Here is a 26,017-nt window from a genome sequence, read left to right as displayed (position 1 = left end):
CCGTCCCCCCGCCCGGGTACGGCCCCCCTGCAGGGGCCCGCCGCGAGCTGGTGAGCGGCGGGGGCAGGGGGTCCTTCCTCTACCCTGGCGGGCGGGGCGCGTAGCTCAGCGGGAGAGCTCTCGCCTTACAAGCGAGCGGTCGCAGGTTCGATCCCTGCCGCGCCCACCCCTCTCCGGCCCGGGTCGAGGACCGAGGGTCGATGGTCCCTGGGCTCGCGTTCGGGAACTCCCTGGTGTCGCCAGGCGCACGCGGTTGCTGCCGTCCGAGGACGGGTGACCGGTCAGTGGCCCACCGATCGGGGAGGTCCCCGTGGCCCACGGCATCCTGTCCCTGCCGGGCTGGCTGATCGACGTCCTGCTCGTGGTGGTCCTGCCGGCGCTGGTGCTGCTCGTCCAGTGGGGGATCCGCCGCCGGTGGCCGGCCATGGCAGAGGGCCAGCACGACGACGTGGTCGGCTTCATCATCGCCGTCGTCGGCGTGATCTACGCCGTCCTGCTGGGGTTCGTCGTCATCGTGACGTGGGAGGCCTTCAACGAGGCCGAGTCGATCGTCGGCCAGGAGGCCAGCACCCTGCGCAGCATGTACCGGGAGAGCGCCGCCTTCCCGCCGGAGTAGCGGGAGCAGGTGCACGACCTGGTGCGGCAGTACGCGGGAGAGGTCGTCGAGGCCGAGTGGCCCGGGATGGCCGCGGCCGAGCCGGGGGACCCCCGCGTCGGCGACGTCCTCGACGAGATGGCCCTGGCCATCTCCTCGGTCCCCGTGACGACGCCGGCCCAGCAGGAGTTCGTGGGTGCCGAGGCCCAGCGGCTCAGCGAGCTGGTGGCGTTGCGCAGCCAGCGCCTGGACTCCGCCGACCGGGGCATCCCCGGGGTGCTCTGGACCGCCCTGGTCGTGGGCGGTGTCGTGACGGTCGGCTTCGCCCTGCTCTTCGGCCTGCAACGGGCCGTGCTGCACTCGCTCATGGTGGGCAGCCTGGCGGCGCTCGTCGGCGTCCTCTTCTCCGTGACGCTGATGATCAACTACCCGTTCGCCGGCGACGTCGCCGTCGAGCCCGAGCCGTTCCACCGGGTGCTCGCGGACTTCGGCCCCTGACCTGTCATTGCCCGGACGGCGGGCCCCCGTCGTGCCGCGACCGGGCCCGTTGACACGGTCGAGGGCGAGTGCTGGGCTCCGCACCGATGTGACGTGGGTCACGTCAGGCTCGTATCCCCTCCAACCCCAGCGCCGAGACGCGGCCTGATCAAGGGATGGCCATGAAGTCGATCTTCTTCCACCTGATGCCCTATCGGGACCTCCCTGCCGACTTCGAGCAGCGGTACGAGAGCATCTGGATCACCCCACCGAACACCGAGCTGTGCGACCCGCGGCAGGTCGCGCAGTACTACCAGTGGAACCTCGACGAGCTGGAACTGGCCGACCGGCTCGGCTTCGACGGCGTGGGGGTCAACGAGCACCACCAGAACGGCTACGGCTTCATGGCCTCGCCGAACATCATGGCCGCCGCACTGGCCCGGCGGACGCCGAACAACAGCGCGATCATGGTGCTGGGCAACACGCTGGCCCTGTACTCCCCGGCCACCCGCGTCGCCGAGGAGATGGCGATGCTCGACGTCCTGTCGAACGGACGCCTCGCGGCGGGCTTCCCGGTCGGCACCTCGATGGACGTGAACTTCTGCTACGGGGTCCCGCCGACCCAGACGCGGCCGCGGTTCCGAGAGGCCGAGGAGCTGATCATCCAGGCCTGGACGAGGCAGGGCCCGTTCGCCTTCAACGGTCAGTACAACCAGCTGCGCTACGTCAACCCGTGGCCGCAGCCGCTGCAGAAGCCGCACCCGCCGGTGTGGCTGGCCGGCGGCGGATCGGTCGAGACCTGGGAGCTGGCGGCCAACAAGGACTACACGTACAGCTACCTGTCGTTCTTCGGCGCCAAGTTCGGCAAGAAGCTCATGGATGGCTTCTGGGCCAAGATGGACGAGATGGGGGTCGACCGGAACCCCTACCGCGCCGGCTTCGCGCAGCAGATCTGCGTCTCGGAGACCGATGAGCGGGCGGAGAAGGAGTACCTCGAGCACGTCTCGTACTTCTTCAACAAGTGCCTGCACATCCCGCCGTACTTCTTCGAGGCGCCGGGATACCGCACCCGCAAGAGCACCGAGTTCGCCATCAAGACCAACCAGCCGGGGGCCATCGCCGCAGCGGCCGCACTGGAGAAGAACTGGAAGACCCTCAACGAGGAGGGCTTCATCATCGCCGGCAGCCCGACCACGGTCGCCGACCGGCTGATCGAGGTCGCCAAGACCCTGCGCGTGGGCAACCTCCACGCGCTGCTGCAGATCGGCTCCATGCCGCACGAGCTGACGAAGAAGAACATCACCCTCTTCGCCCAGGAGGTCATGCCCCGTATCCGCTCCGTCTGGGACGCCGAGGGCTGGACCCACGAGTGGTGGCCGTCGGGGGCCGCCGTCCGAGCCGTCACCGAGCCCGCCGGCGCGCAGGCCTGAGGGAGGAACCGATGACCACCACCGCACCCGCGCAGGTCGACGAGCGGATCGTCGAGGTCGGCCCGATGCAGGCCCGCGTCCTCGTCGCCGGCACCGGTGACCCGGTCGTCTTCCTCCACGGCGTCGGCGGCCTGACGTGGGATCCGCTACTGGAGGCGCTGGCGGCGGGGCACACCGTCCACGCGGTCGAGCACCCCGGCGCCAACGACACCGAGGCGCTGGCCAGGCACCTGCCGGGGATGTGGGAGCTCGTGCTCTTCTACGACTCGCTCTTCGACGCCCTCGGCCTCGACCGGGTACAGCTGGTCGGCCACTCGTTCGGGGGGATGGTGGCCGCGGAGGTGGCGGCCAACAACCCGCGGCGGGTCTCCCGGCTGGCCCTCCTCGCGCCGATCGGCTTCTGGCGAGAGGACGCGCCCATCCCGGACATCGCCGGCATCCCACCGGAGACGCTGCCGGGCCTGCTCCTCGCCGACCCGGCCAGTCCTCTGGCGAGCATGCTCACACCGCCGGCCGACGACCCGCAGGCGCTGTTCGAGGCGGCGATGCGGATGGCCAGCATCCTGCACTTCATCTGGCCGCTGCCCGACAAGGGGCTTCACAGGCGCATCCACCGGGTGACCGCGCCGACCCTGCTGATCTGGGGCGCGCAGGACGAGCTGGTCGACCCCGTCTACGCCGAGGAGTTCACCTCGCGGCTGCGCGACTCGCGCCTCGAGGTCGTCGACGGCGCGGGTCACCTGCCGCAGTTGGAGCAGCCCGAGGCAGTCCGGGACCTCGTCCTGGGCTTCCTCGATCGCGCGGAGGCCTGAACGGCGACGTCCTCCCGCCGCCGTCCGAGGGCGGCGGCGGGAGGACGTCCGGCGTTCAGGCCGCTGCGGCCTGCCGAGTGGTCGGGGGGACGTCGGGGCGCGGGAACGCCGGGCGCAGGAACAGCGGCGGCCGGAACGGCGTCCACGCGCCCTCCCGCTGGGCGAGCCGGTCGGCGATCGCCCAGATCGCCGCCGGGTGGTGGCCCAGGCCCAGGTGGCTGGCCAGGACGGCGATGTTCTCGCAGCGCTCGCCGGGGGTGTCCAGGCAGGTCTGCCAGTGCACGATCCCGTCGAAGTGCGAGTAGATCGACGTGGCAGGCACCGGCAGCGGGCTGCAGTCGTCCTCCAACGGCAGGGTCCGGTGCTCGACGTGCAGGTGGGAGTACCGGTCGAAGGCCCTCGACGCCCGGCTCTGGCTGTGCCGGGCCAGCCGGAAGGGGGTGCCCAGGGTGACCACCTGCCGGACCGAGTCCGGCGTCCGGCGGGCCAGGTCGCGGGCGAAGATGCCGCCCAGGCTCCAGCCGACCAGGCTGACCGGGCGGCCGTAGCGGTCGCTGAGGTCGTCGAGCCGGTCGCGCATCCCGCCCACGCAGGCCGCGGTGGGGCCGATGTTGCGACCGAGCCGCCACCCGTGCACGCGGTAGCCGAGGCGGCGCAGGACCCCGCGCAGGGCCCGGGTGGAGCTGTCGTCGGCCAGCAGGCCCGGCAGCACCAGCACCGGGTGCCCGTCCCCCCGCGGCAGGCGCTGCATCAGCGGCCGGGCGGCGAGGAAGAGCCCGAAGTCGGCAGCGCCGCGGGCCGGCTCGCTGAGGTACAGCGGCAGGGCCGGGCCGTCACCCCGGAAGCGGTCTCCCAGCGGTCCTGACACGTCGTCCTCCTCGCCGTCGCGGCCCGACCGGGCCCGTCTGGTGGGTACCACTCTGCGACGACGGTCACACCTGACTGTCGCGACGCGCGGCACGGGCGACTCCGGACCGTGGCGCCCGTCACGCGCGCCGCACGGGCCCCACCCGCAGTGGCGGGCCGCCCCGCGGGTCGCGTGGCGGCCCGGGCCTCCTCGGGGCAGCGTGGACGGGGACCGCCGACGGGAGGGGTGTCGTGGGAACCGAGGACGACGGGCTGCGCGGGCGCAGCCGCACCGTGGACCTCGACGGGTCGGTCCACTGCGTCGACTACGGCGGGGACGGCGTCGACGACCCTGCCCGCCCCGCCGTCGTCCTGGTGCACGGCCTCGGCGGGTCCCACCTCAACTGGGACCTGTTCGCCCCCCTGCTCACGCCGCACGCCCGGGTGCACGCCCTCGACCTGCCCGGCTTCGGCCGCAGCGAGCCGGGGCACCGGGCAGCCTCGGTGCGGGCCAACGTCGCCGTCCTCGACCGGTTCGTGCGCGAGGTCGTGGGCTCACCGGTGGTGCTCGTCGGCAACTCGATGGGCGGGATGATCTCCATCCTCGAGGCCGCGCACTCCCCGGCGAAGGTCCGCGGGCTGGTGCTGGTCGACCCGGCGGTGCCCGGGCCGCGGGGCCGGCCCGACGCGCGGGTCGCCCGCAACTTCCTGGTCTACGCGCTGCCCGGCGTGGGGGAGCGGTACCTGGCGGCCCAGCGCCGGGAGCGCGGGGCGCGGGCGTCGGTCCTGGACATGCTCGAGCTGTGCGGCGTCGACCCGGCCACGGTGCCGCCGGAGCTCATCGAGCGCTCGGTGGAGCTGATCGACCAGCGCCAGGACGTCGCCGGCATGGACCGCGCCTTCCTCACCGCGGCCCGGTCGCTGCTCCTGCTCCTGGCCGACCCGCGGTTGATCCGGCGGGCCATGGCCGGCATCGACGTGCCGGTGCTGCTCGTGCACGGGGACCGCGACCGGCTGGTCCCGGTGAGCGCGGCGCGCGACGTCGCCCGGCGGCACCCGACGTGGGAGTACGTCGAGATGGCCGGGGTGGGCCACGTGCCGCAGCTGCAGTGCCCGGAGCAGCTGGCCAAGCACGTCCTCGACTGGCTGCCGGCCGTGACCGGCGGCGCGTGAGTCAGGCCAGCGTGGCGCGCAGTGCCTCCAGACCGGTGTAGCGGGGCCGCCAGCCCAGCCGCTCCTTGGCGCGGGAGGTGTCCATGATCGCCGGGCGGCTGAGCGCCTCCACCCACTCGGCGGCCGGGGGCAGGAACGGCAGCCGGGCCACCGCGCGGGCGGCCAGCTGCGCCGGCCCGGCCGGCACCGCGATCGGCAGCCCGCCTAACTCCCGGACGACGTCGGCGGCGGTCAGCACGCCGTCCCCCGCGACGTTGTAGGCCCCGGGCGGCCCGGCCGCCACGACGCACCGCTGCAGCGCGCTGCCGACGTCGTCCTCGTGGACGAACTGGACGGGGAACTCGGGGGCCAGCAGCGGCACGGGGACCGGCAGCCGCCGCGGCCGGCCGAACAGCCGGCGCCCGAGCGGCGCGAGCGGGCCGGGGAGCACGTCCTTGCCCCCGATGGCGTTCGGGCCGAGCACGACCGGCGGGCGCAGCAGGTACAGCGCCAGGTCCGGCGTCGCCTCGGCCTCGGCCGCGAGCAGGTGCTCGAGCTCGGCCTTCTCGCGGGCGTAGAACAGCCGGGCGGCGGGTCGCACCGGCCAGTCCTCCGGGATCCGCTCCGGGTTGTCGCGGTGCCAGCCGTAGGCGGCGACCGACGAGGCGTAGACGAACCGGCGGGCGCCGACGGCGGCCGCGGCGCGGAAGGCGTTGAGCGTGCCGTCGACGTTGATCGCCCGGGTGGTCTGCCGCGGGGCGTTGCCGGTGATGAGGAACGCCAGGTGGACGACGACGTCGGCGCCCTCGAAGGCCTCCCGCAGGGCGCCGGGGTCGCGGACGTCGCCGCGCCGGTGGGTCATCTTCGTCCAGCCCCGCTCGGCGGGGTCGAACGGACGGCGGGCGATGCCCACGACCTGCCGCACCCGCTCGTCGGCCTCCAGCAGGGGCACCAGGCCGGCGCCGAACGTGCCGGTCGGTCCGGTGACGGCGACGGTCAGGTCGGATTCGGGAGCAGCCACGCCGCCCGGCTACCCGACCGGTCTGCGGGCCAACCCGGTTCAGCCGGCCGCGGCGCCCTTCGCGGCGGCGGCGACGAGCTCCTCGACCCCGCGCCGGATGCCACCGGAGAGGACGTCGACGTCGGGGAAGGCGTCGAAGTCGACGTTGATCCCGAAGGTCATCGTCTTCAGGTAGCTGAAGATCCCGATCGAGACCCGGGTGCCGCCGGCGATGGGCACGTAGGCGTGCGCCGAGCACATGCGCCGGCCCAGGACGTACAGCGGGACCCGCGGCCCGGGCACGTTGGTGGTCACCGCCTGGTACCACGTCGAGGACGCCGCGACGGCGGCCCGCACCCCGAGGGCCAGGAGGGTGGGCGCCACGAAGTCGCCCATCGCGATGATCGAGCGGGCGTCGACGGCCTGCAGCAGCCGCTTGTGCTCGTCCATCTGCCGGCGGATCGAGGTCAGCCGCTCCACCGGGTCGGGCTCGGCGACGGGCAGGTCGACGAAGACGGCGGCGATCCGGTTGTCCAGGGTGTTGCGCTCGCCGGCCTTGCGGACCGACACCGGCACCATCGACCGGACGACCAGCCCCTCGGAGAGGGAGCCGCGCCGCTCCAGCAGGTCCCGGAAGCCGCGGGTGATCGCGGCCAGGACGACGTCGTTGACCGTGCCGCCCAGCGCCGTCCGCACCCCCTTGAGCTCGTCGAACTGCGCGTCGGTCCAGGCCCAGCGGCGATGCGGCCCGATCGGGCCGTTGAGCGAGCGCGCGGTGCGGGTGGTGACCTGGCGGGCGACGGCGGGGGCGTTGGCGGCCAGCGAGCGGCCGGTCCTGAGCGCCTCCCTGGACGCCTCCCGGACCCCGCCCAGCCGCGGCAGCCGGGCCAGCTCCCGCAGCGGGTGGGTGACGGCGTCCTGGACCGCGCCGGCCACCACCTCGACGGTCGACGGGCTGCGCTGCGGCGTCCAGTCCTGCGGCTCGGGGTGGGTGGCGTCGGGGGTCAGGTCGAAGATCAGCTGCATCAGGTCGGACCCGGCGATGCCGTCGACCATGCAGTGGTGGACCTTGGAGATCAGGGCCCAGCGGCCGTCGGCCAGCCCCTCGACCAGGTAGAGCTCCCACAGCGGCTTGGCGAGGTCGAGCCGCTGGCCGAGCACCCGGCCGGCCAGGTTGCGCAGCTGCTCGTCCCCGCCCGGCTGCGGCACGGCGGTGTGCCGGACGTGGTAGAGGATCTGGAAGTGCGGGTCGTCGACCCACAGCGGGCGGCCCAGGTTCATCGGCACGGTGCGCACCCGCTGGCGGTAGCGGGGGACCATCGGCAGCTTGGCCAGCAGCAGCCGGACCACGTCGCCGTAGGAGGGGGCCGGGCCCTCGAAGACCGCGACCGACCCCACGTGCAGCGGGGTGTTCTCGCTCTCGGCGAAGTAGAAACCGGCGTCGGTCGGGCTCAAGCGGTCCACGGTCAGCTCCTCACCGTCGTCGTTGACGCGGGCACCAGCCGATCACGTGGTGGCGATCACGTCCACCGGAGCGCTCACCCCGCCTGCCGCGCGCCGTCGAGGTGCGCCTCGGCCCGGTCCAGCAGCCGCAGGAAGGCCGCGTCCACGACCTCGCGGCGGGTGAGGTTCACGCTGTGGCCCGCCCCCGGGACGACCACCACCTCGGCCGAGTCGCCGATGCCCGCGGCCAGCCGGTGCCCGTGGCCGACCGGGGTGAGCCGGTCGTGGGTGGCCGCGACGACGGTGACCGGCACCCGGCCGAGCACGGCCAGGGCCGCGGACTCGTCGTGCTCGAGGAAGGTCGCGTAGAAGGCCATCGTGACCGGCAGCGACGTCTCCTCGAGCAGGTCCTGCACCATGCGCACCTGGTCGGGGTCGGCGTCGTCCCGGCCGAACAGGTAGCGGCGGGTGAACCACCGGCCGGCCACCGTGCCGCGCCGTCGGAGGCGCTCCAGCAGCGGCGCGAGGGCCTGGAGCAGGCGCAGGTACAGCGGCAGCAGCCCCAATCGGCGCATGACCCGGACCCACAGCCCGACCAGCCCGGTGCGCACCAGCCCGCCCGCGGAGGTCGCGAGCAGGAGGACCCCGACCACGCGGGCGCCGAACAGCTCCGGACGCTGCCGGGCGAGGGCCATGACGCTCATCCCGCCCATCGAGTGCCCGGCCAGCACCACCGGCCCGGCCGGGACGACGGCGTCGAGCACCAGGCCGAGGTCGCGGCCGGTGCGGTCGATCGTGGCCCGGGTCAGCGGCGTCCAGCCCGAGCGGCCGTGGCCGCGCTGGTCCCACAGCACCAGGCGGGCGCGGGAGCGCAGGGCCTCCCGCTGCAGGTCCCACTCGCCGAGCCGGGCGGTGAACCCGTGGCTGAGGACGACGGTCAGCGGTGCCGACGCGTTGCCGTCGACCTCGACGTGCAGGTCGACGCCGTCGTCGGTGCGGACGGTGCGCGACCCGGGTGCGGGTGGTCCGGGCGGGGTGGGGAGGGCGGTCACCGGCCCATCGTCGCCCGGTCAGTCCTCGCCGGCCCGCGGACGGCCGGGGGCGGCGTCGCGGACCAGCCGGCGGGCGGCGTCCACCTCGCGGGCGACCGGGGCGAGCACCCCGTCGGCGTGGATCTCGGCGTCGTCCGGGAGCCGGTGGGCGCGGATGTCGGCCTCCAGCTCCCGGATCGCCCGGCGCAGGACGGCGACCTGCGCGAGGTCAGGGGCGGGCTCCCCGTGGCGGGTGGCGATGACCGCCTCGGTGACCGCGTCCGACGTCCGCTCGAGCTGCACGATGACCGGCCAGAACGCCGCCGCGCGGGTGCTGACCGGCGGGGGCTCGGCGAGCCGGCGCTGCAGCTGGGTGTGCAGCTCGGTGAGCGCCCGGTAGCTCCGGCGCCGGGCCCGCCGCCGCTCGGTGGGGCTGCCGGTGAAGGCGGCCTCCACGAAGGCGTCGAGGGCCAGGGCGGCGTCGCGCAGCGCCTCGTCCAGCGGCGCCCGCCAGGTCTGCGGCCACAGCAGGTAGCCGAAGACCAGCACGATCGCGCAGCCGATCAGGGTGTCGAGCAGGCGGGCGCCGACCACTCCCGGCCCGCTGGGCAGGGCGAGGTCGAGCAGCAGGATGATCACCGGCGTCTGGAAGACCGAGAACAGGCCGAAGTTGGCGCTGCGCGCCCACGGCAGCAGCCCCGCCGCGACGGCCATCGCCACGAGCACCCACGCGTCGCGGGGAAGCACGGACAGCAGCAGCGAGCCGATGAGGACGCCGAGCAGGGTGCCGGCACCGCGCTGCACGGCCCGCGTGAAGACCGACCCGAAGTCGGGCTTGAGCACGATCGCGACGGTGAGCAGCACCCAGTAGGGCCGCTCGATGGGCAGGTACTGGCGGGCGATCTCGGCGATGGTCATGCACAGGGCCAGGCGGACGGCGAACGCGCGGGTGTCGGGGCTGCCGACGGTGCGGTCGAGGAGGTCCCGCAGCCGCGTGCGCCAGTCCGGCCGCGGTTGCGGCACCGCGGCACCGGCCCGCTCCTCCGGGTCGCCGACCACGTTCCACGCCAGCCGGACCCCGTGGCGCACCGCGCGCCGGGTGGCCTCGCCGGTCTCCAGGGGCTCGGGGCGCTCCGCGGGGAGCTCCCGTCCGCCGCCCACCGCTGCGGCGAGAGCGTGGACGGCGGTGATGTCGTGCGGGTCGGCCGGCACCCCGGCGCGGACGGCGGCGACGGTCCCCTCCACCAGGGGCGCGGCCGCGTTGAGCACCCCGGCCAGCTCGGAGAGCTCCTTGCTCCGCCCCGCGGTGCGGCTGCGGCTGCGGATCACCCGGTCGTAGGCGTCGTTGAGCGCGGTGGTCAGCCGGCGCCGGGCCTCTTCGGTGCCCGTCGTCCCGACCGCGGAGAGCAGCTCGCCGATCCGGGTGAAGACGGCCGCGACCGCCGTCCGGTCGGGGTCGGAGGTCTCGGTGGCGTACTGGACCAGCGTGGTGAGCGTGGCCCAGGCCGCGCCGGCGACGAAGAAGCCGACCTCCGCCGTGGCCGGCAGCGGCGTGGTCAGCCCCGAGCCCAGGGCCGCGTAGACCAGCAGCTGCAGGGAGCCGAGGGACAGCGCCGAGTTGACCGCGCTGATCAGCGCGGCGAGGGCGGACATGACGGCGATGACGACGACGGGCAGCCACCCGCCGCCGGAGGCGTACTGCCCGACCACCAGCCCCACGCCGCCGAAGACGGTGGCGGCGGCGGTGCGGCGGAGCCGGTCGCGCAGCGGGCCCGGTTGCGGGGCGAGGCTGCCCGCGAGGGCGCCGGTGGTGGCGAACACGCCCGCCCCGAGGGCCGATCCCGGCACGATCCCGCCCGCCACGACGACGGCCACGGCCAGCGGGGCGGGGATCGTGACGGCGAAGCGGACGACGTCGCGCCAGGGGACCGCCGGGGGCGTCGTCCGGACCAGCTCCTCGAGCCAGGCCGGCGCCCGCAGCCCCCTCTCCGCCACGGCTCCCGAGCTTCCCATCCCGCCAGGTCACCCGCGCAGACCGGCACTCTGGCCGCCGTCGTCGTCGTTCCCCGGGCCGCTCCGGGCGCGTCCGGCCGACCGCGGCGTTCCGCAACGGCTTGGCCGCGCCCGCCGACCGGAGCAGGCTGGGGATGTGCCTGGGGAGGCGCCGGCCACCGTGGCGGCGCGGGGGAGGGCCGCGCAGTCGGGCGGCACCGCCGCGCTGCCGGTTCCGCTGACCTCAATGGTCGGCCGGTCCGCGGACCTGGAGACCGTGGCCGGGCTGCTCCGGCGGGCCCGGCTGGTCACCCTGGTGGGGGCCGGCGGCTGCGGCAAGACCCGCCTGGCGGTGGCGGTCGCGGGCCGGGCGGAGGTGCGCGGGACGTCGGTCGCCTGGTGGCCGCTGGACACGCTGCGCGAGCCGGCACTCGTGGCGCCGTCCCTGGCCACGGCCCTGGGCCTGGCGCACAGCCGGGCCGACGCCGCCGCGCTGGCCGGTGCCCTCGGCGACCGGGAGGTCCTGGTGGTGGCCGACAACTGCGAGCACCTGGCCGGCGTGGTCGCCGACCTGGTGGTGGCCCTGCTGCCGGCGTGCCCCGGGATGCGGGTGCTGGCGACCAGCCGCCAGGCGCTGGAGGTCGCCGGCGAGCACGTGTGGGAGGTCCCGCCGCTGGGCCTGCCCGCGACCGGCGACCGGGACGCCGTCCGCGACGCCCCCGCCGTGCAGCTGTTCCTCGAGCGGGCGGCGGCGGCGGGCGCGGCGCTGTCGGCCGAGGACGTCCCGGTCGTCGGCCGCCTGGTCTGCCGCCTGGACGGGATGCCGCTGGCGGTGGAGCTGGCCGCGGCCCGGACAGCGGTCATGGCACCTGCTGAGCTCGACGAGCAGCTCGACGACGCGTTCCGCCTGCTCGTCGACGACCGCCTCGGCGTCCCCCCGCGGCAGCGGACCCTGCACGCCACCCTCGCCTGGAGCCACGACCTGCTCGACCCGGCCGCGCGCACGCTGTTCCGCCGGCTGGCGCTCTTCGCCGGCCCGTTCGACCGGGACGCGGCCACCGAGGTCGCCGGTGACCTGGGCCCGGACGACCCCGTGCCGGTGGTGCTGGCGCGGCTCGTGCGCCGGCACCTGGTCCACGTCCTGCCCGAGGCGGGACGGCGCAGCCACCGGCTGCTCGAGCCGGTCCGCCAGTTCGCCGCCGCCCGGCTGGCCGAGAGTGGCGAGGCCGAGGAGGTGGCCTGGCGGCACGCCCGCCACCACCTGGTCCTCGTCCGGCGGCTGTCCGCGGCGTTGCCCGGGCCCAGCGGCGCCGGGGTGCAGCAGCAGGTCCTCGACCACTTCGACTCGCGCAGCCCCGACCTGCGGGCCGCCCTGACGTGGGCGCGGGACACCCCTGGGCAGGCCGAGCTGCTCGTCGACCTGGTCGTACCGCAGTGGTGGGTCTGGTGGCGGCTGGGCCGGTTCGCCGAGGGCCTGACGTGGCTGCGGGCGGCGCTGGCCACCGGCGCCGGCACCGTGGCCGAGCGCGCCGAGCTGCTGCACGGGCTGGGCTGGCTGGCCCGCCACCAGGACGCACCCGAGGTGGCCCGGACGGCGCTGACCGAGGCGCTGCGGCTCTACGACGAGCTGGGCGACCACACCGGCGCCTCCTTCGTGCTGCACCGGCTGGCCGCGCTGCGGCTCGATGAGGCGGTGGTGGTGGGACCGCAGGCGCTGGCCGAGGGACGGGCGCTGGTCGAGGCCAGCGAGGCCCGCGCCCGGGCCGCGGGTGACGTCTGGGCGCGGGGCGCGGCGACGTACTGGCACGGGCTGTTCGCGCTCGCCGAGGGCGACGCCGACGCCGCCGTCGGGCTGCTCGCGGAGGCGCGCGGGGCGTTCGTGGTCGCCGGGGACCGCTGGGCCGTCGCGCGGACGACGGGCATGTCCGCGCTCGCCCTGACCCGGGCGGGGCGCCTCCGGGACGCCGCCTCGGTGCAGCGCGAGGCGGAGCGGACCAGCGCCGAGGTCCGCGACCGCTGGGGTTCGGCGCGCTGGGCCGTGCACGACGCGGAGTGGCACCTCCGGGACGGCGACCCGCGCGAGGCGGCCCGGGCGTGCGCGCGGTCGGCCGCCGGCTTCGCCGAGCTGGGTGACGGCCTGCGCATCGTCGAGGTCGCGCGGGTCTGTGCGCAGGCCCTGGACGCGCAGGGGCGTGCGGCCGAGGCCACCCAGCTGCGCGCGGCGGCCGACGCGGCCGCGGCGCGCTCGGGGACCGGCGGCGCCCGGCTGGCCGACCAGGTCGCCGAGCTCGCCGCGCCGCCCCCGTCGCCGGACCCGCTGCCCGAGCCGCTGTCCGCCCGTGAGCTCGAGGTCCTGCGGCTGGTCGCGCGGGGGAGCAGCGACGCGGAGGTGGCGCGGGCGCTGTTCCTCAGCGTGCGCACCGTCGGCGGCCACCTCGGCTCGGCCTACCGCAAGCTCGGCGTGCGATCGCGGACGGCCGCCGTCCGGCGGCTCGCCGAGCTGGGGCTGCACGCGGACGGGTAGTCGGTCGGGTAGTCCTACGCATTCCCCCGACCCGTCCCGTACCGACCCTGGACGGGCAGCGGCCGCCCGTCCGGAGGAGGCCGCCGACGGGAGGTCGTCATGTCCACCCTTCCTCGCACCGGCCGGCGCGGCACCGCCGTCGTCATCGGGGCCGGCATGGCGGGACTGCTGGCGGCGCGGGTGCTGACCGAGCACGTCGACCGGGTCGTCGTCCTCGACCACGACACGCTGCCCGAGGACGCCGTCCCGCGTGGTGGGGCGCCGCAGTCCGCGCACGCGCACGCGCTGCTGTCCCGCGGACGGGCCGTCCTCGAGGAGCTGTACCCCGGCCTGACCGCCGAGCTGGCGGCGCGGGGCGCTCTCGCCGGGGACCCGCAGGCCGACGTCCGGTGGGTCAACGACGGCTACACGATGGCGTTCGGCCGGTCCGGGCTGACCGGGCTGGCGGTCAGCCGGCCCCTGCTGGAGCGGGAGGTGCGCCGGCGGACCCTCGCCGACCCGCGCGTCCGCCTGCACCAGCGGGTGGACGTCCGGACCCTGCTGCACGACGCAGGCGGGCGGGTGCTCGGGGTTGCGGGGGTCGAGCGGGACGGCGCCTCCGGCGGGGGGATCCGGCACTGGGACGCCGAGCTGGTCGTGGACGCCACGGGACGGACGTCGCGGGCACCGGAGTGGCTGGCCGCGCTCGGCTTCGCGCCGCCCCAGGAGGAACGGGTGGAGGTCGACGTCGCGTACTCGACCCGGCAGTACCGTCGCGAGCCCGGTCACCTGGACGGCGCGGTGGGGGCGATCGTCTCGGCCTCGCCGGACTGCCCGCGGGGCGGTGTGCTGCTCGCCCAGGAGGGCGACCGGTGGATCTGCACGCTCACCGGCTTCTTCGGCGACCGGCCGCCGGTCGACCCCGACGGGTTCGAGGCCTACGCGGGGACGCTGCTGTCGCCGCTGGTCGCCGAGGTCGTCGGCTCCGCCGTCCCGCTCGACGAGCCGCGGCGCTTCCGGTTCCCCGCCTCGGTGCGCCGGCGCTACGAGCGGCTGTCGAGCGCGCCGACGGGGCTCGTGGTCGTCGGTGACGCGATCTGCAGCTTTGACCCCGTCTACGGCCAGGGGATGACCGTGGCCGCGCTCGAGGCGCTCGCGCTGCGGGAGGCGCTGGCCCGCGGACTGGACCGTCCCGGCCTCGCGGCGGAGTTCTGGCAGGCGGCCGCCACGGTCGTCGACAACCCGTGGCAGATCGCGGTGGGCGGCGACATGCGGCTGCCCGGCTACCGCGGCGCGGTCGACCGGCGGACCCGCATGGTCAACGCCTACCTGGCCAAGGTGCACCGTGCGGCGTCGTTCGACCCGGGGGTCGGGACGGCGTTCATGCGGGTGGCCCAGCTCGAGGCGCCTCCGGCGAGCCTGATGTCGCCGGGGGTGATGGCGCACGTGCTGCGCGGAGCCCGGCGTGTCCCGGTGGGCCTGGAGGAGTTCCGGGTCCCCGCGTGAGAGCGAGTCGCCGGGTCGGCATGTCGGGAGGTCGACGTGTCGACCCGGCGACTCGTCGCTCTTCGGCCGGCCGGCGCCACGCTCTGACCCCTGACGGCGCCCTGACCGGGGCGCGCGTCCGGCACGGACCGGTCCGCCGAGCTGCCCGCCGTGGAGGCCGCCGTCGACGAGCTGGTCCGGTCGCGCGGCGTCTCCGACCTGTCCCCGGACTCGGTCGGGGGGCGTATCAGGCGCGGGAGGTCCCGCATCAGGTCATCCAGGAGCCGCCGCGGTCGGGGTGGCAGGACCTGGAGGTAGTGATGACCGTTGGCACCGCAGGCCGGGACGGCACCGCCGTCGTCATCGGGGCGAGCATCGCCGGGCTGCTGGCGGCCCGCGTCCTCGCCGAGCACGCCGACCGCGTCGTGGTGCTGGACCGCGACGCCCTGCCCGATGATGCCGTCCCCCGGGGTGGCGCCCCGCAGACCGCCCACCCCCACGGGTTGCTCGCGCGGGGCCGGCGCGCGTTGGAGGACCTGTTCCCCGGGCTGACCGAGGACCTGCTCGCGCGGGGAGCCGTGTCGGGCGACATGCAGGACGACTTCCGCTGGGTCAACCAGGGCGTGCCGATGGCCCGCGGCCGTTCGGGGCTGCGTGGCCTCATGGTGAGCCGGCCGCTGCTCGAGCGGGAGGTGCGCCGCCGCACCCTGGCCGACCCTCGGATCACCATCCGGGAACGGGTGGACGTCCGGTCCCTGCTGCACGACTCGTCGGGCCGGGTGCTCGGCGTCGCCGGGCTGGACCGGGACGTCGCCGGGCCGGGGATCCGGCACTGGGAGGCCACCCTCGTCGTCGATGCCTCCGGTAGGCAGTCCTGCGCACCGGAGTGGCTGGCCGCGCTCGGTCTCGAGCCGCCGGAGGAGGAGCGGGTGGAGGTCGACGTCGCCTACGCCACGCGGCAGTACCGCCGCGAGGCCGCCCACCTCGACGGCGCTCTCGGACTCGCCATGCCGGGCACGCCGGACAACCCGCGGGGCGGCGTCCTGCTCGCCCAGGAGGGGGATCGCTGGATCTGCGGGCTCGGCGGGATCCTCGGTGACCGGCCGCCGCTCGACCCCCAGGGCTTCGAGGACTACGCCGCGAGCCTGCCATCGTCCCTGCTCCACGAGGTCATCCGTTCCGCCGAGCCCCTCGATGCGCCTCGGCGCTTCCGCTTCCCCGCGTCGGTGCGCCGGCGGTACGAGCGGCTGGCGCGGTCGCCGCAGGGGCTGCTCGTCACCGGCGACGCGGTCTGCAGTTTCAACCCGGTCTACGGCCAGGGGATGACTGTGGCGTCGCTGGAGGCGCTCGCACTGCGCGACGTCCTCCGTCGGGGGCTGGACCGGCCTTCGCTGGCCCAGGAGTTCTGGCGGGCCTGCGCGCCGATCGTGGACGTCCCGTGGCAGATGGCTGCCGGTGGCGACCGGCGGTTCCCCGGCGTCCCGGGGCCGGTGGACCGGCGGACGCGGCTGCTCAACGGCTACGTGGCACGGGTGCAGCGCGCGGCCGCCGTCGACCCCGCGGTCGGGACGGCGTTCCTGCGGGTGGCCAACCTCGAGGCGTCTCCGCCCAGCCTGATGTCTCCGTCGGTCCTGGCCCGCGTCGCGCGGGCGTCGCGTCGCCGGCCGGTGGTGGTGTCTCGCCCCCGAGCCCTCGCGGAGGCCTGAGGAGGACGTCGGCGGGGCGGCGCCGGCGCCTGACCTACAGTCCGCGGGTGACCGTGACGCTGGGCGAGGTCGTCGCCGCGCTCGAGGCCCGCTACGACCCCGCGCTCGCCGAGGACTGGGACGCCGTCGGGCTGGTGTGCGGCGACCCCGACGAGCCGGTCGAGAGAGTGCTGTTCGCCGTCGACCCGGTCGCGGCCGTGGTGGACGAGGTGGAGGAGATCGGCGCCCAGCTGCTCGTCACCCACCACCCGCTGTTCCTCGGCGCCGTCCACGGGGTCCCGGCCGACGACCCCAAGGGCCGTCTCGTGCACCGGCTGATCCGGGCGCGCGCCGGCTTGTTCGCCGCGCACACCAACGCCGACCGGGCCCCTGACCACGGGGTGAACGACGCGCTCGCGGCGGCCGTCGGGCTCACCGGGACCGTTCCCCTGCAGCCGACCGCGACCGACCCCCGCGCCGGACTCGGCCGCGTCGGCCGGCTGCCCGAGCCGATGACGCTGCGGCAGTTCGCCGCCCGCGTCGCGGCGGCCCTCCCGGACACGGCCGGGGGCGTCCGCGCGGCCGGCGACCCCGACCGGCGGATCGAGACCGTCGCGGTCTGCGGGGGCAGCGGGGGCTCGCTGCTGCCCGCTGCGGCGGCCGCCGGTGCCGACGTCCTCCTGACCAGCGACCTGCGGCACCACCCGGTCTCCGAGGCGCTCGAGGCCAGCGGCCCGGCCCTGTGCGACGTGGCGCACTTCGCCTCCGAGTGGCCCTGGCTGCCGGTCGCGGCCGACGTGCTCCACCGGGACCTGTCCGGACGGGTGGAGGTCGCCGTCTCCCGGCGCCGCACCGACCCCTGGACGTGGCACGCCGCGGGGGACGGAGGCCCGGCCGACCGAGCCCCGGGCAGACCGGGGGAGCGGCCCGCGCGCAGGTAGGTTGAGCGGGTGAAGGCCGACCACTTCGACCAGCAGAAGCTGCTGGCCCTGGCTGCCGAGGACGTCGCGCTGTCCCAGCTGGCCCACCGCAGGCGCACGCTGCCCGAGCTCGCCGCGGTGGAGTCCGCGGTGGAGTCCGAACGCGGGTTCGCCGAGGCGGTGGTGCGCGCCGAGACCGAGGCGCGCGACCTGCAGCGCGAGGTCAAGCGGCTGGAGAACGACGTCGAGACCGTGCGCAACCGCGCGGCCAAGGACCAGAAGCTGCTCGACTCCGGCTCGGTCTCGGCCAAGCAGATGACCGACCTCCAGCACGAGCTGCAGTCACTGGCCCGCCGGCAGTCCGACCTCGAGGACACCGAGCTCGAGCTCATGGAGCAGCTGGAGACCGCCGAGGCCGCGCTGCGCGAGGCCCAGGCGGGTCAGGCGGAGGCCCAGGCGGAGCGGGAGCGGGCCGAGCAGCTGCGCGACGACGCCCTCGCCGACATCGCCGACGGCACCACCCGGCACGAGAAGGCCCGACAGGAGGCCGCCGCCGGCATCCCGGCCGACCTGCTGGCGCTCTACGAGCGGATCCGCACGCAGACCGGCGGAACGGGCGCGGCCATGCTCAAGGCCCGCCAGTGCCAGGGCTGCCGCATCGAGCTGTTCGGCAAGGAGCTGGCCGCCGTCCGCAACGCCGACCCGCACGAGGTCGTGCGGTGCGACAACTGCGGCCGGATCCTGGTGCGGACGGCGGAGAGCGGCCTGTGAGGGCGACGCGCGAGGGAGCATCGCGGGGAGCGTCAGCGACCCAGGAGCGGATCGAGCGCGGAGTCGAACGGGGAGCGCTGTGAGCCGGCAGTTCATCGTCGAGGCCGACGGCGGGTCGCGGGGCAACCCCGGTCCGGCCGGCTACGGCGCCCTCGTCCGCGACGCCGCGACCGGCCGGGTGCTCGCCGAACGGGCCGAGTCGGTCGGGCGGGCCACCAACAACGTCGCCGAGTACGGCGGCCTGGTCGCCGGGCTGCAGGCGGCCCTCGACCTGGACCCGAGCGCGCAGGTGGAGGTCCGCATGGACTCCAAGCTCGTCGTCGAGCAGATGTCGGGTCGCTGGAAGGTCAAGCACCCCGACATGCAGAAGCTCGCGCTGCAGGCCCGGCAGATCGCCCGCCAGTTGGGCGGGGTCCGCTACACCTGGGTGCCGAGGGCGCAGAACGCCGCGGCCGACGCACTGGCCAACAGCGCCATGGACGGCCGGCCGGTGCGGCGCGACCTCGCCGCCGAGCCCGCCACCACCGAGGACGACGTCCAGCCGGTCGCCGAGCCGGCGCCGGTGACCACCACGGTGACCCACCTGCTGCGCCACGGCCGCACCGAGCACACGCCGGAACGTCGGTACAGCGGCCGTAACGACCTGCCGCTGTCGGCGACCGGCCGGGCCGAGGCCGAGGCCGCCGCCAAGCGGGCAGCAGAGCTGGGCATCGAGGTCGTGGTCGCCTCGCCGCTGTGCCGCGCGCGGGAGACCGCCGAGATCGTCGCCGGTGTCCTGGGGCTGCCGGTGCAGGTCGACGACGACCTGGTCGAGCTCGACTTCGGCCGGCTCGAGGGGCTGACCGCCGAGGAGGCGCGTCGCGAGCACCCGCTGGTCACCCGCCGCTTCGCCGAGGGCGTCACCGTCGCCGCTCCCGGCGGGGAGTCGGTCGCCGACGTCAGCCGCCGGGTCGCCCGCGCCCGGGCGCGCATCCTCCGCGAGCACGCCGGGAGGACGGTGCTCGTCGTCAGCCACGTGACGCCGATCAAGCTGCTGCTGGCCGCCGGCCTCGACGTGCCCGACGGCGTCGTCCACCGCGTGTTCCTGGAGGCCGCCTCGTTCTGCACCGTCGCGTGGAGCTCCGACGGGCGCTCGTCGGTCCGGCTGGTGAATGACACGAGCCACCTGCGCTAGTCCTCAACCGATGAGGCGGGCACGGGCTGGTCGACCAGTTGGTGCTCGACCTGGTGCCCGCGGTCCTGGGCTCCGGCCGGCCGTGATCCCGGGTCACGCACCTGCTCCACGACGTGCGCCGCTGACCCCGGGAAGCGGCGACCGGCGCCGGGCGTTGTCGGAGGTGCCCCACGCCACACCCGGCCGAGCGGCGGTCCGGGAGATCATGGGGCCCGCACGCCCCGACCCGAGGAGTCCCGTGACCGCGACCATCGCCCCCGCCACCTCCGCCGTCGTCGGTGACGAGCGCACGCTCTCGGCCGCGGAGTACGAGAGCTGGGCGGCCGAGGTCCGCCGGTTGGCGGAGGAGCGCGGCGCGGTGGTCCTGGCGCACAACTACCAGGTGCCCGAGATCCAGGACGTCGCCCACTTCACCGGCGACTCGCTGTACCTCTCCCGGGTCGCGGCGCAGACCGACGCCCGAGAGATCGTCTTCTGCGGCGTCCACTTCATGGCCGAGACGGCGAAGATCCTCTCGCCGGACAAGACGGTGCTGCTGCCCGACCACGCCGCCGGCTGCTCGCTCGCCGACTCGATCACCGCCGAGCAGCTGCGCGACTGGAAGGCACAGCACCCCGGCGCCGTCGTCGTCAGCTACGTCAACACCACCGCCGCGGTGAAGGCCGAGACCGACATCTGCTGCACGTCGTCCAACGCCGCCGACGTCGTCCGGTCCATCCCGGCCGACCGGGAGATCCTGTTCTGCCCTGACCAGTTCCTCGGCGCGCACGTCAAGCGGGTCACCGGGCGGGAGAACATCTCCATCTGGGCCGGGGAGTGCCACGTGCACGCGGGGATCAGCCCGTCCGACGTCCGCGCGCAGGTCGCTGCCCACCCGGACGCGGAGATCCTCGTGCACCCCGAGTGCGGGTGCACGACCTCGGTGCTGGACCTGGTCAGCCACGGTGACCTGCCCGCCGACCGCACCCGGGTGCTGTCCACCGGCGGGATGGTCGAGGAGGCGGCCCGGACGCAGTCGCGCGAGGTGCTGGTCGCGACCGAGGTCGGCATCCTGCACCAGCTGCGGGCGCTCAACGAGGGCACGCGGTTCATCCCGATGAACGACCGGGCCGCCTGCCGCTACATGAAGATGATCACGCCCGCGAAGCTGCTGCACACGCTGCGCACCGGCGAGGGAGCCGTCGACGTCGACCCGGGGACCGCCGCCCGCGCCCGCCGCGCGGTCGAGGCGATGATCTCGATCGGCGAGCCGGGCCGCGGCGGGGAGTAGCGGCCCCGGGCGGGGTCGCGCCGACGGGGCTGCCGCCTCAGCTGCGGACGGCGGTGGACAGGTCGGCGACGATGGCCTTGAAGGTGCGGGTGTCGACCTCGTCGTCCACGGTGACGCGGACGATGTCGGACACCTGCTGCTGGGAGGTGGGCCGCACGGCGGCGACGCGGGCGGCGGCGACCAGGTGCAGCCGCTGGGCCCGGGCGGCGGGGCTCTCGGGGGCGTTCGGGACCGGGGGGAGTCGGTTCTCGCGCATGGGCCGACGGTAGGCAGCCCGGCCCACCCGGCCGGGCACCGCGGGCGCGTGTCCGCGGTCAGGTGGACCCGTCCGTCACACCCGTCGCGGGAGGCGACTGCGGTCAGACCTGCAGCACGGCCACCCGCAAGGGGGTCCCGGTCCGGTCCGGCCAGCTTCAGGTCGGCGGCCAGCAGCGGTCGGCGAGCCGGGCCACGACGGCCAGGCTGCGATCCGGGTCGGTGAGCAGCACGGTCTCGGTGACCTCGAGGCGAGCTGAGCGGGCCGCAGGTCGGCGCCGTCGAGCAGGTCGTCGACCCGCTGTGGCAGGTCGGTGTCGAGCAGGTTGCTGGCCGACAGGTTGACCGACACCCGCGGCTCCCGCCCGCTGCGCTGCCACGCCGCCGCCTGGTATCGCCGGCTGCAGCACCTCGTCGGTGAGCGGCCGCATGAGGCCGTGGACCTCCGCCAGGGGCAGGAACTCGGCCGGGCCGAGCAGGCCGCGCACCGGGTGCGCCCAGCGCACCAGGGCCCCGACCCCGAGGGTCGTGCCGGTCGCGACGTCGATCTGCGGCTGGTGGTGCAGCACCAGCTGGCCGGTGCCGAGGCCGGCGCGCAGCTCCTCGACCAGCGAGAGGTTCGAACTGCTCACGCCGTGCCGCGCGGGGTCGTAGACGGCGACGCCCGCGCCGCTGCGCTTGGCGTCGTACATCGCGGCGTCCGCCCGCTGCAGGAGCACCCCGGTGGTCCCGCTGCCGGCGCTGCTCGGGGTGGGTCCGCGCCAGCAGGCCAGGCCGACGCTGGCGGCCACGTGCACGGACATGCCCCCGATGCGGAACGGCTCGCCCAGCTCGGCGGACAGCCGCGCGCCGAGCGCGGCCGCGGCGTCCTCCGGAGCGACCCCGTGCTCCACCAGGGCGACGACCGCGAACTCGTCGCCGCCGAGCCGGCCGAGCAGGTCCCCGGTGCGCAGCAGCGGCTCGAGCCGGGCGGCGACGAGGCGCATCAGCCCGTCGTCGGCGGAGCGCCCGAGGCCGTCGTTGACCTCCTTGAATTGGCCCTCGATCGGCCCGCGAGCGCTGCAGGTGAACGGCGCGGCGGCCGGTTCACCCCTCCGGGCGGGCCCAGCTAGATCCGGGTGAACAGGTAGGCCGACACCGCGACGCCGAACACCACGATGAACACGCGCAGCGGGGTCGTGGGGATCCGGGTGGCGATGCGGGCTCCCAGGAAGCCGCCGAGCAGGCTCGCCGGTGCGGCCACGGCGACCACCAGCCACTCGACCGGACCCCAGATGCCGAACACCACGAGGGTGACCGTGGCGGTGACCGCCGACAGCGCCGACTTCAGGGCGTTGGCCAGCTTCAGCCGGTGCAGCCCGACGCCGAGGACGCCGACGAGGATCACCCCGAGCGCACCGCCGAAGTAGCCGCCGTAGACGGTGGCCAGGAACAGCGCGGCGTGCAGCCACACCGGGTCCCGTCGCGGGCCCTCCTCCTCGGCCTTGCGCAGCCGGCGGGTCAGCAGGGGCTGGACGGCCAGCAGCAGGCTGGCCAGGAGCACCAGCACCGGGACGACGACGTCGAAGGCCTCCGACGGCGTGGTGAGCAGCAGGACGCTCCCGGCGGTACCACCGAGCAGGGCCACGACGCCGAACCGCAGCAGCCGGCCGCGCTGACCGGCGTACTCGCGGCGGAAGCCGAGCACGCCGCCGAGGTAGCCCGGCCACTGGGCGATGGAGTTGGTGACGTTGGCAGCCACCGTCCCCAGCCCCAGCGCGACGAGGGTGGGGAAGAGGATCAGCGAACCGCCGCCCGCGATCGAGTTGATGACGCCGGCCGCGAGGGCGACCCCCGCGGCGATGGCCAGGTCGACGGCGGACACGGACGGCGAGCCTACGGCGACCCGGTTGGTCGCGTTGTGGACTGCGAGGGCCCCTGGGCCCGGCGCTCCCCGTCGGCCGGCCCCGGAGGCGGAGCGGGCCGCGGCCCCGGCACGATGACCGGATGACCGATCTCGTCCTGGTCCACGGGGCCTGGCACGGCGCGTGGTGCTGGCGGCGGGTGCTGCCGTCGCTGTGGGCCGCCGGGCACCGCGTCGTCCCGGTGACGCTGTCCGGGCTCGGGGAGCGGGCGCACCAGCTCTCGCCCTCGATCACCCTCTCCACGCACATCGAGGACGTGGTCACCGCCGTGCGGGCCGAGGAGTGCCGGGACGCGGTGCTGGTCGGGCACAGCTACGGCGGGATGGTCATCACCGGCGCGGCCGACCGGCTGGGGGACGAGGTCGGCCGGCTGGTCTACGTCGACGGCGTCGTCCCGACCCCGGGGGAGTGCTGGTCGACGCCCAACCCGCCCGGCGTGCGCGAGGAGCGGCGGGCGGTCATCCGGGAGACCGGGGTGATCCCGCCACCGGACCCGTCGGCGTACGGGCTGACCGGCGTCGACGCCGCGTGGGTGCAGCGGCAGCAGACGCCGCAGCCCGGTGGCGTCTACGACGAGCCGCTGCACTTCGACGGCGAGCGCTGGGCGGCCCGTCCGCGCACCTACGTCGACTGCAGCGTCCCGGCGCTGCCCAGCATCGAGCCGTCGCGGGAGCGGGCGCGCACGCAGCCCGGCTGGGAGGTGGTCGCGCTGGCCACCGGGCACGACCCGATGGTGAGCGCTCCCGACGAGCTGGCCGCGGTGCTGCTGGACGTCGCCGGGCGATGAGTTCCCGGTCCCGGGCAGGTCCGTCCTGGCATGGCAGGGATCGTCATCACGCAGAACACCACGCTGGACGGCGTCGTCGAGGCCCTCGACGGGTGGTTCGACCCGCAGGGGGGTGAGGAGGACACCTCCGACGTCCTGGCGGTCGTGCAGGAGCACATGGCAGGGCAGTCGGGCTTCCTCGTCGGGCGGCAGACGTTCGAGGACATGCGCGGCTTCTGGCCGGCGCAGAGCGACGACCCGACCGGCATCACCCGGCACCTGGAGGAGGTGGACAAGTACGTCGTCTCCCGCACGCTGGGCGAACCGGGGTGGGCGAACACGCGCGTCCTGTCGGGGGACCCCGTCGAGGAGGTGCGCGCGCTGCGGTCCTCGGCGGAGGGGGAGATCGGCGTGACCGGCAGCATCACGCTGTGCCACGCGCTGATCGCCGCGGACCTCGTCGACGAGTACCGGCTGTTCGTCTTCCCGCGGGCGCTCGGCCGCGGCCGCCGGCTGTTCCCCGACGGTGTGGACGTGCGGCTGCAGCGGGTGTCCGTGCGGGAGTTCCGTTCGGGGATCACCCTGCTCGTCCACCGGCCGGTGCACGGCTGACCCTCGCCGGACGCCGTCCGCCGGAGCAGACTGCCCGCCATGCCGTCCCTGCCCATGCCCGACGACTGGCAGCGCGCCCTCGTCGTGGCCGCCCACCCCGACGACATCGAGTACGGCGTGGCGGCCGCGGTCGCCGTGTGGACCGCGGCCGGCAAGGAGGTGCACTACCTGCTGGCCACCCGCGGCGAGGCCGGGATCGCCGGGATGACGCCGGACGAGGCCGGCCCGCTGCGCGAGGAGGAGGAGCGCCGGTCGGCCGCCGTCGTCGGGGTCTCCGAGGTGGAGTTCCTCGGGCACCGGGACGGCGTCCTGGAGGCGGGGCTGCCGCTGCGCCGCGACCTGGCCGCCGCGATCCGGCGGCACCGGCCGGAGCTCGTGGTGACCATGCACGGCGGGGACACCTGGACCCCACCGGGCATCACGCCGGGGGCCCTGAACTCCCCGGACCACCGGGCGCTGTCCCGCAGCGTGCTGGACGCGGTCGCCGACGCCGCCAACGAGTGGATCTTCCCCGACCTGGCCGAGCCGCGGTGGACCGGCGTCCAGCACATCGCCGTGCAGAGCGTCGGCGAGGAGCCCCCGCACGTGGTCGACGTCAGCTCCGGGGTGGAGAAGGCGGTGGCCTCGCTCTCCGAGCACCGCCGGTACCTGGAGGTGTTGTCGGACCAGCCGGTCGAGGAGCAGGCACGCCAGCAGATCGACATGGCGACCCTCACCGAGGACGGGGAGCGGCGGGTCGGCTTCCGGCTCTACTGGGGTTGAGGTCCGAGACTGCCTAGACTGGGCGGACGACGGACGAGTCGGCCGGGCGGTCGCGTCGGCGGGGGAGACCCCGTCGCCGAGGAACGTCCGGGCTCCACAGGGCAGGGTGGTCGTTAACAGCGACCCGGGGTGACCCGCGGGACAGTGCCACAGAGAACAGACCGCCAGCGGTTCGCCGCTGGTAAGGGTGAAACGGCGGTGTAAGAGACCACCGCACACCGGGTGACCGGTGTGGCTCGGTAAACCCCACCCGGAGCAAGGTCGAGAGGGACGGCGGAGACGTCGTCCTGCGCAGGCGTTCGAGGGCTGCCCGCCCGATGCCTGCGGGTGGACCGCTCGAGCCTGCCGGCAACGGCAGGCCCAGATGGATGACCGCCCATCGGGAGGCCGCGAGGCCCCCGTGGACAGAACCCGGCGTACAGGCCGACTCGTCCGTCGCCCGCCGGTGGCCAGCACTCATGCGGTCAGCGGGGGGCGACAGGCCGCACGGAGTCCGCGACCCGGCCGAGCACGGAGTCGACGGCGGCCCTGGTCCGGTCGTCCGAGTCGGGCCAGAGGTGGCTGTGGGTGTCGAGCGAAGGTCGTCCCGCGAGCTCGTCGTGCTTCGAGGAGAGGTGTCCTTGAGGGCGGCCTGTGGGACACCGGCGCGCCCACGTCGTCGCCGCGCAGGGACCGCTCAGGCGAACCCCTTGTTGAAGTCGAGCGCCGTCTGCGCGACCTCACGCCAGCTCACGCCAGCCGTGGTCGATCGTGAGCGCGTGGCCCCTTGGCCCGTGATCATCTGCGCCAGCAAGCCTCCGGTCGAGTGCCCCATGACCGCTGGCTTCTCGTCCAGGGCATCGATGACCTCGGCAGTGTGATCGGCGATCTGCTTCAGGGTCTTCCTCGCGAACACGTCGGGGTCTGCGCGGGCCTGGTCAACCGTCTCGGGATCGTCGGGGCGTCAGCGGCGCGTGACCGGCCTGCTCGAAGAAGTCGGCCCAGTTGGCCCAGCTGCTCGGCAGCAGCCAGAGGCCGTGGATGAGGACCATCGGGGTGTTGCCGGAGGCGGTGGCCGCCGCGATCTCGCGCTTCTCCCGCTCGGAGATCGACGCCATGACGGATCCCCTCCGGTCGGGGTGACCTCGCCACT

At 75.2% G+C, this 26,017-nt stretch carries 23 protein-coding genes, 1 tRNA gene, 1 other RNA gene and 1 pseudogene; 16 read left to right on the top strand and 10 right to left on the bottom strand.

Features of this window, described 5'->3' with window-relative positions:
* The first annotated feature begins 94 nt into the window (after nucleotides 1-94).
* From ACI79C_RS07760 to ACI79C_RS07745, 4 genes and pseudogenes are all read left to right on the top strand, one after another.
* Nucleotides 95-166 (top strand) — tRNA-Val (locus ACI79C_RS07760).
* 144 nt (nucleotides 167-310) lie between these two features.
* Nucleotides 311-1,093, top strand: a pseudogene (locus ACI79C_RS07755) (bestrophin-like domain).
* A gap of 161 nt (nucleotides 1,094-1,254) precedes the next feature.
* A complete protein-coding gene (locus ACI79C_RS07750; protein WP_456945053.1) occupies nucleotides 1,255-2,502 on the top strand; it encodes an LLM class flavin-dependent oxidoreductase in 1,248 nt (415 codons plus the stop codon).
* A gap of 11 nt (nucleotides 2,503-2,513) precedes the next feature.
* Nucleotides 2,514-3,314 carry an alpha/beta fold hydrolase gene (locus tag ACI79C_RS07745; RefSeq protein ID WP_456945052.1) on the top strand — a complete coding sequence of 267 codons (801 nt, stop codon included), beginning with the start codon at nucleotides 2,514-2,516 and terminating at the stop codon, nucleotides 3,312-3,314.
* Nucleotides 3,315-3,369: 55 nt separating this feature from the next.
* Here the strand turns inward: ACI79C_RS07745 and ACI79C_RS07740 are convergent, their stop codons facing one another.
* Complete coding sequence (locus tag ACI79C_RS07740) at nucleotides 3,370-4,182, bottom strand: esterase/lipase family protein (RefSeq protein WP_456945051.1); 813 nt, start codon at nucleotides 4,180-4,182, stop codon at nucleotides 3,370-3,372.
* Between the two features lie 230 nt (nucleotides 4,183-4,412).
* Between ACI79C_RS07740 and ACI79C_RS07735 the strand changes: the two genes are divergently transcribed.
* Nucleotides 4,413-5,333 carry an alpha/beta fold hydrolase gene (locus ACI79C_RS07735; RefSeq protein WP_456945050.1) on the top strand — a complete coding sequence of 307 codons (921 nt, stop codon included), beginning with the start codon at nucleotides 4,413-4,415 and terminating at the stop codon, nucleotides 5,331-5,333.
* 1 nt (nucleotide 5,334) lies between these two features.
* Here ACI79C_RS07735 and ACI79C_RS07730 read toward each other — a convergent pair whose 3' ends face one another.
* The 4 genes from ACI79C_RS07730 to ACI79C_RS07715 all read right to left on the bottom strand — a co-directional run bounded on the left by ACI79C_RS07730 (nucleotide 5,335) and on the right by ACI79C_RS07715 (nucleotide 10,781).
* Nucleotides 5,335-6,333 (bottom strand): NAD-dependent epimerase/dehydratase family protein, encoded by a 999-nt coding sequence (locus ACI79C_RS07730; protein ID WP_456945049.1) that lies wholly within the window; start codon nucleotides 6,331-6,333, stop codon nucleotides 5,335-5,337.
* A 39-nt stretch (nucleotides 6,334-6,372) separates the two neighbouring features.
* Nucleotides 6,373-7,776, bottom strand: coding sequence for a WS/DGAT/MGAT family O-acyltransferase (locus tag ACI79C_RS07725; protein ID WP_456945048.1), 1,404 nt, complete (start codon nucleotides 7,774-7,776; stop codon nucleotides 6,373-6,375).
* A 74-nt stretch (nucleotides 7,777-7,850) separates the two neighbouring features.
* Entirely contained in the window at nucleotides 7,851-8,807 is a 957-nt protein-coding gene (locus ACI79C_RS07720) for an alpha/beta fold hydrolase (protein ID WP_456945047.1), read from the bottom strand.
* 18 nt (nucleotides 8,808-8,825) lie between these two features.
* Nucleotides 8,826-10,781 carry an FUSC family protein gene (locus ACI79C_RS07715; RefSeq protein ID WP_456945046.1) on the bottom strand — a complete coding sequence of 652 codons (1,956 nt, stop codon included), beginning with the start codon at nucleotides 10,779-10,781 and terminating at the stop codon, nucleotides 8,826-8,828.
* Nucleotides 10,782-10,935: 154 nt separating this feature from the next.
* Here ACI79C_RS07715 and ACI79C_RS07710 point away from each other — a divergent pair, with 154 nt between their 5' ends.
* The 7 genes from ACI79C_RS07710 (at nucleotide 10,936) to nadA (ending at nucleotide 20,586) form a co-directional block, all read left to right on the top strand.
* Complete coding sequence (locus ACI79C_RS07710; RefSeq protein WP_456945045.1) at nucleotides 10,936-13,302, top strand: ATP-binding protein; 2,367 nt, start codon at nucleotides 10,936-10,938, stop codon at nucleotides 13,300-13,302.
* A gap of 99 nt (nucleotides 13,303-13,401) precedes the next feature.
* Complete coding sequence (locus ACI79C_RS07705) at nucleotides 13,402-14,787, top strand: NAD(P)/FAD-dependent oxidoreductase (RefSeq protein ID WP_456945044.1); 1,386 nt, start codon at nucleotides 13,402-13,404, stop codon at nucleotides 14,785-14,787.
* 299 nt (nucleotides 14,788-15,086) lie between these two features.
* Complete coding sequence (locus ACI79C_RS07700; protein ID WP_456945043.1) at nucleotides 15,087-16,472, top strand: FAD-dependent oxidoreductase; 1,386 nt, start codon at nucleotides 15,087-15,089, stop codon at nucleotides 16,470-16,472.
* Nucleotides 16,473-16,519: 47 nt separating this feature from the next.
* Nucleotides 16,520-17,392 carry a Nif3-like dinuclear metal center hexameric protein gene (locus ACI79C_RS07695; protein WP_456945042.1) on the top strand — a complete coding sequence of 291 codons (873 nt, stop codon included), beginning with the start codon at nucleotides 16,520-16,522 and terminating at the stop codon, nucleotides 17,390-17,392.
* A 9-nt stretch (nucleotides 17,393-17,401) separates the two neighbouring features.
* A complete protein-coding gene (locus tag ACI79C_RS07690; RefSeq protein WP_456945041.1) occupies nucleotides 17,402-18,142 on the top strand; it encodes a zinc ribbon domain-containing protein in 741 nt (246 codons plus the stop codon).
* Between the two features lie 79 nt (nucleotides 18,143-18,221).
* The gene (locus ACI79C_RS07685; RefSeq protein ID WP_456945040.1) at nucleotides 18,222-19,316 is read left to right on the top strand and encodes a bifunctional RNase H/acid phosphatase; all 1,095 of its coding nucleotides are present in this window, start codon (nucleotides 18,222-18,224) and stop codon (nucleotides 19,314-19,316) included.
* Between the two features lie 238 nt (nucleotides 19,317-19,554).
* A complete protein-coding gene (nadA, locus tag ACI79C_RS07680) occupies nucleotides 19,555-20,586 on the top strand; it encodes a quinolinate synthase NadA (protein WP_456945039.1) in 1,032 nt (343 codons plus the stop codon).
* A gap of 37 nt (nucleotides 20,587-20,623) precedes the next feature.
* Here the strand turns inward: nadA and ACI79C_RS07675 are convergent, their stop codons facing one another.
* The 3 genes from ACI79C_RS07675 to ACI79C_RS07665 form a co-directional block, all read right to left on the bottom strand.
* Nucleotides 20,624-20,842 carry a hypothetical protein gene (locus ACI79C_RS07675; RefSeq protein WP_456945038.1) on the bottom strand — a complete coding sequence of 73 codons (219 nt, stop codon included), beginning with the start codon at nucleotides 20,840-20,842 and terminating at the stop codon, nucleotides 20,624-20,626.
* A 157-nt stretch (nucleotides 20,843-20,999) separates the two neighbouring features.
* Nucleotides 21,000-21,887 (bottom strand): diguanylate cyclase domain-containing protein, encoded by an 888-nt coding sequence (locus ACI79C_RS07670; RefSeq protein ID WP_456945156.1) that lies wholly within the window; start codon nucleotides 21,885-21,887, stop codon nucleotides 21,000-21,002.
* A 62-nt stretch (nucleotides 21,888-21,949) separates the two neighbouring features.
* Entirely contained in the window at nucleotides 21,950-22,705 is a 756-nt protein-coding gene (locus ACI79C_RS07665) for a sulfite exporter TauE/SafE family protein (RefSeq protein WP_456945037.1), read from the bottom strand.
* 122 nt (nucleotides 22,706-22,827) lie between these two features.
* Between ACI79C_RS07665 and ACI79C_RS07660 the strand changes: the two genes are divergently transcribed.
* The 4 genes from ACI79C_RS07660 to rnpB all read left to right on the top strand — a co-directional run bounded on the left by ACI79C_RS07660 (nucleotide 22,828) and on the right by rnpB (nucleotide 25,320).
* Nucleotides 22,828-23,532 (top strand): alpha/beta fold hydrolase, encoded by a 705-nt coding sequence (locus ACI79C_RS07660; RefSeq protein WP_456945036.1) that lies wholly within the window; start codon nucleotides 22,828-22,830, stop codon nucleotides 23,530-23,532.
* Between the two features lie 30 nt (nucleotides 23,533-23,562).
* Complete coding sequence (locus ACI79C_RS07655) at nucleotides 23,563-24,123, top strand: dihydrofolate reductase family protein (protein WP_456945035.1); 561 nt, start codon at nucleotides 23,563-23,565, stop codon at nucleotides 24,121-24,123.
* A 39-nt stretch (nucleotides 24,124-24,162) separates the two neighbouring features.
* The gene (locus ACI79C_RS07650; RefSeq protein ID WP_456945034.1) at nucleotides 24,163-24,885 is read left to right on the top strand and encodes a PIG-L deacetylase family protein; all 723 of its coding nucleotides are present in this window, start codon (nucleotides 24,163-24,165) and stop codon (nucleotides 24,883-24,885) included.
* A 34-nt stretch (nucleotides 24,886-24,919) separates the two neighbouring features.
* Nucleotides 24,920-25,320, top strand: an RNA gene (gene rnpB, locus ACI79C_RS07645) — RNase P RNA component class A.
* Nucleotides 25,321-25,561: 241 nt separating this feature from the next.
* Here rnpB and ACI79C_RS07640 read toward each other — a convergent pair.
* Together ACI79C_RS07640 and ACI79C_RS07635 are read right to left on the bottom strand one after the other, a co-directional pair.
* Nucleotides 25,562-25,780 carry an alpha/beta fold hydrolase gene (locus ACI79C_RS07640; protein ID WP_456945033.1) on the bottom strand — a complete coding sequence of 73 codons (219 nt, stop codon included), beginning with the start codon at nucleotides 25,778-25,780 and terminating at the stop codon, nucleotides 25,562-25,564.
* 22 nt (nucleotides 25,781-25,802) lie between these two features.
* Nucleotides 25,803-25,982, bottom strand: a complete 180-nt coding sequence (locus ACI79C_RS07635; RefSeq protein ID WP_456945032.1) for a hypothetical protein — start codon at nucleotides 25,980-25,982, stop codon at nucleotides 25,803-25,805.
* Nucleotides 25,983-26,017 lie beyond the last annotated feature (35 nt).

The sequence above is a fragment of the Geodermatophilus sp. SYSU D00697 genome (assembly GCF_054050175.1).
The sequence above is the reverse complement of the archived record's forward strand: the minus strand, read 5'-3'. Positions and strand labels throughout refer to the sequence as shown.

What these genes read in the sequence shown, in the direction of transcription:
- ACI79C_RS07650 (WP_456945034.1), top strand. Translation starts at nt 24,163, where the DNA reads ATGCCGTCCCTGCCCATGCCCGACGACTGGCAGCGCGCCCTCGTCGTG.
- ACI79C_RS07660 (WP_456945036.1), top strand. Translation starts at nt 22,828, where the DNA reads ATGACCGATCTCGTCCTGGTCCACGGGGCCTGGCACGGCGCGTGGTGC.
- ACI79C_RS07750 (WP_456945053.1), top strand. Translation starts at nt 1,255, where the DNA reads ATGAAGTCGATCTTCTTCCACCTGATGCCCTATCGGGACCTCCCTGCC.
- ACI79C_RS07655 (WP_456945035.1), top strand. Translation starts at nt 23,563, where the DNA reads ATGGCAGGGATCGTCATCACGCAGAACACCACGCTGGACGGCGTCGTC.
- ACI79C_RS07635 (WP_456945032.1), bottom strand. Translation starts at nt 25,982, where the DNA reads ATGGCGTCGATCTCCGAGCGGGAGAAGCGCGAGATCGCGGCGGCCACC.
- ACI79C_RS07675 (WP_456945038.1), bottom strand. Translation starts at nt 20,842, where the DNA reads ATGCGCGAGAACCGACTCCCCCCGGTCCCGAACGCCCCCGAGAGCCCC.
- ACI79C_RS07745 (WP_456945052.1), top strand. Translation starts at nt 2,514, where the DNA reads ATGACCACCACCGCACCCGCGCAGGTCGACGAGCGGATCGTCGAGGTC.
- ACI79C_RS07705 (WP_456945044.1), top strand. Translation starts at nt 13,402, where the DNA reads ATGTCCACCCTTCCTCGCACCGGCCGGCGCGGCACCGCCGTCGTCATC.
- ACI79C_RS07700 (WP_456945043.1), top strand. Translation starts at nt 15,087, where the DNA reads ATGACCGTTGGCACCGCAGGCCGGGACGGCACCGCCGTCGTCATCGGG.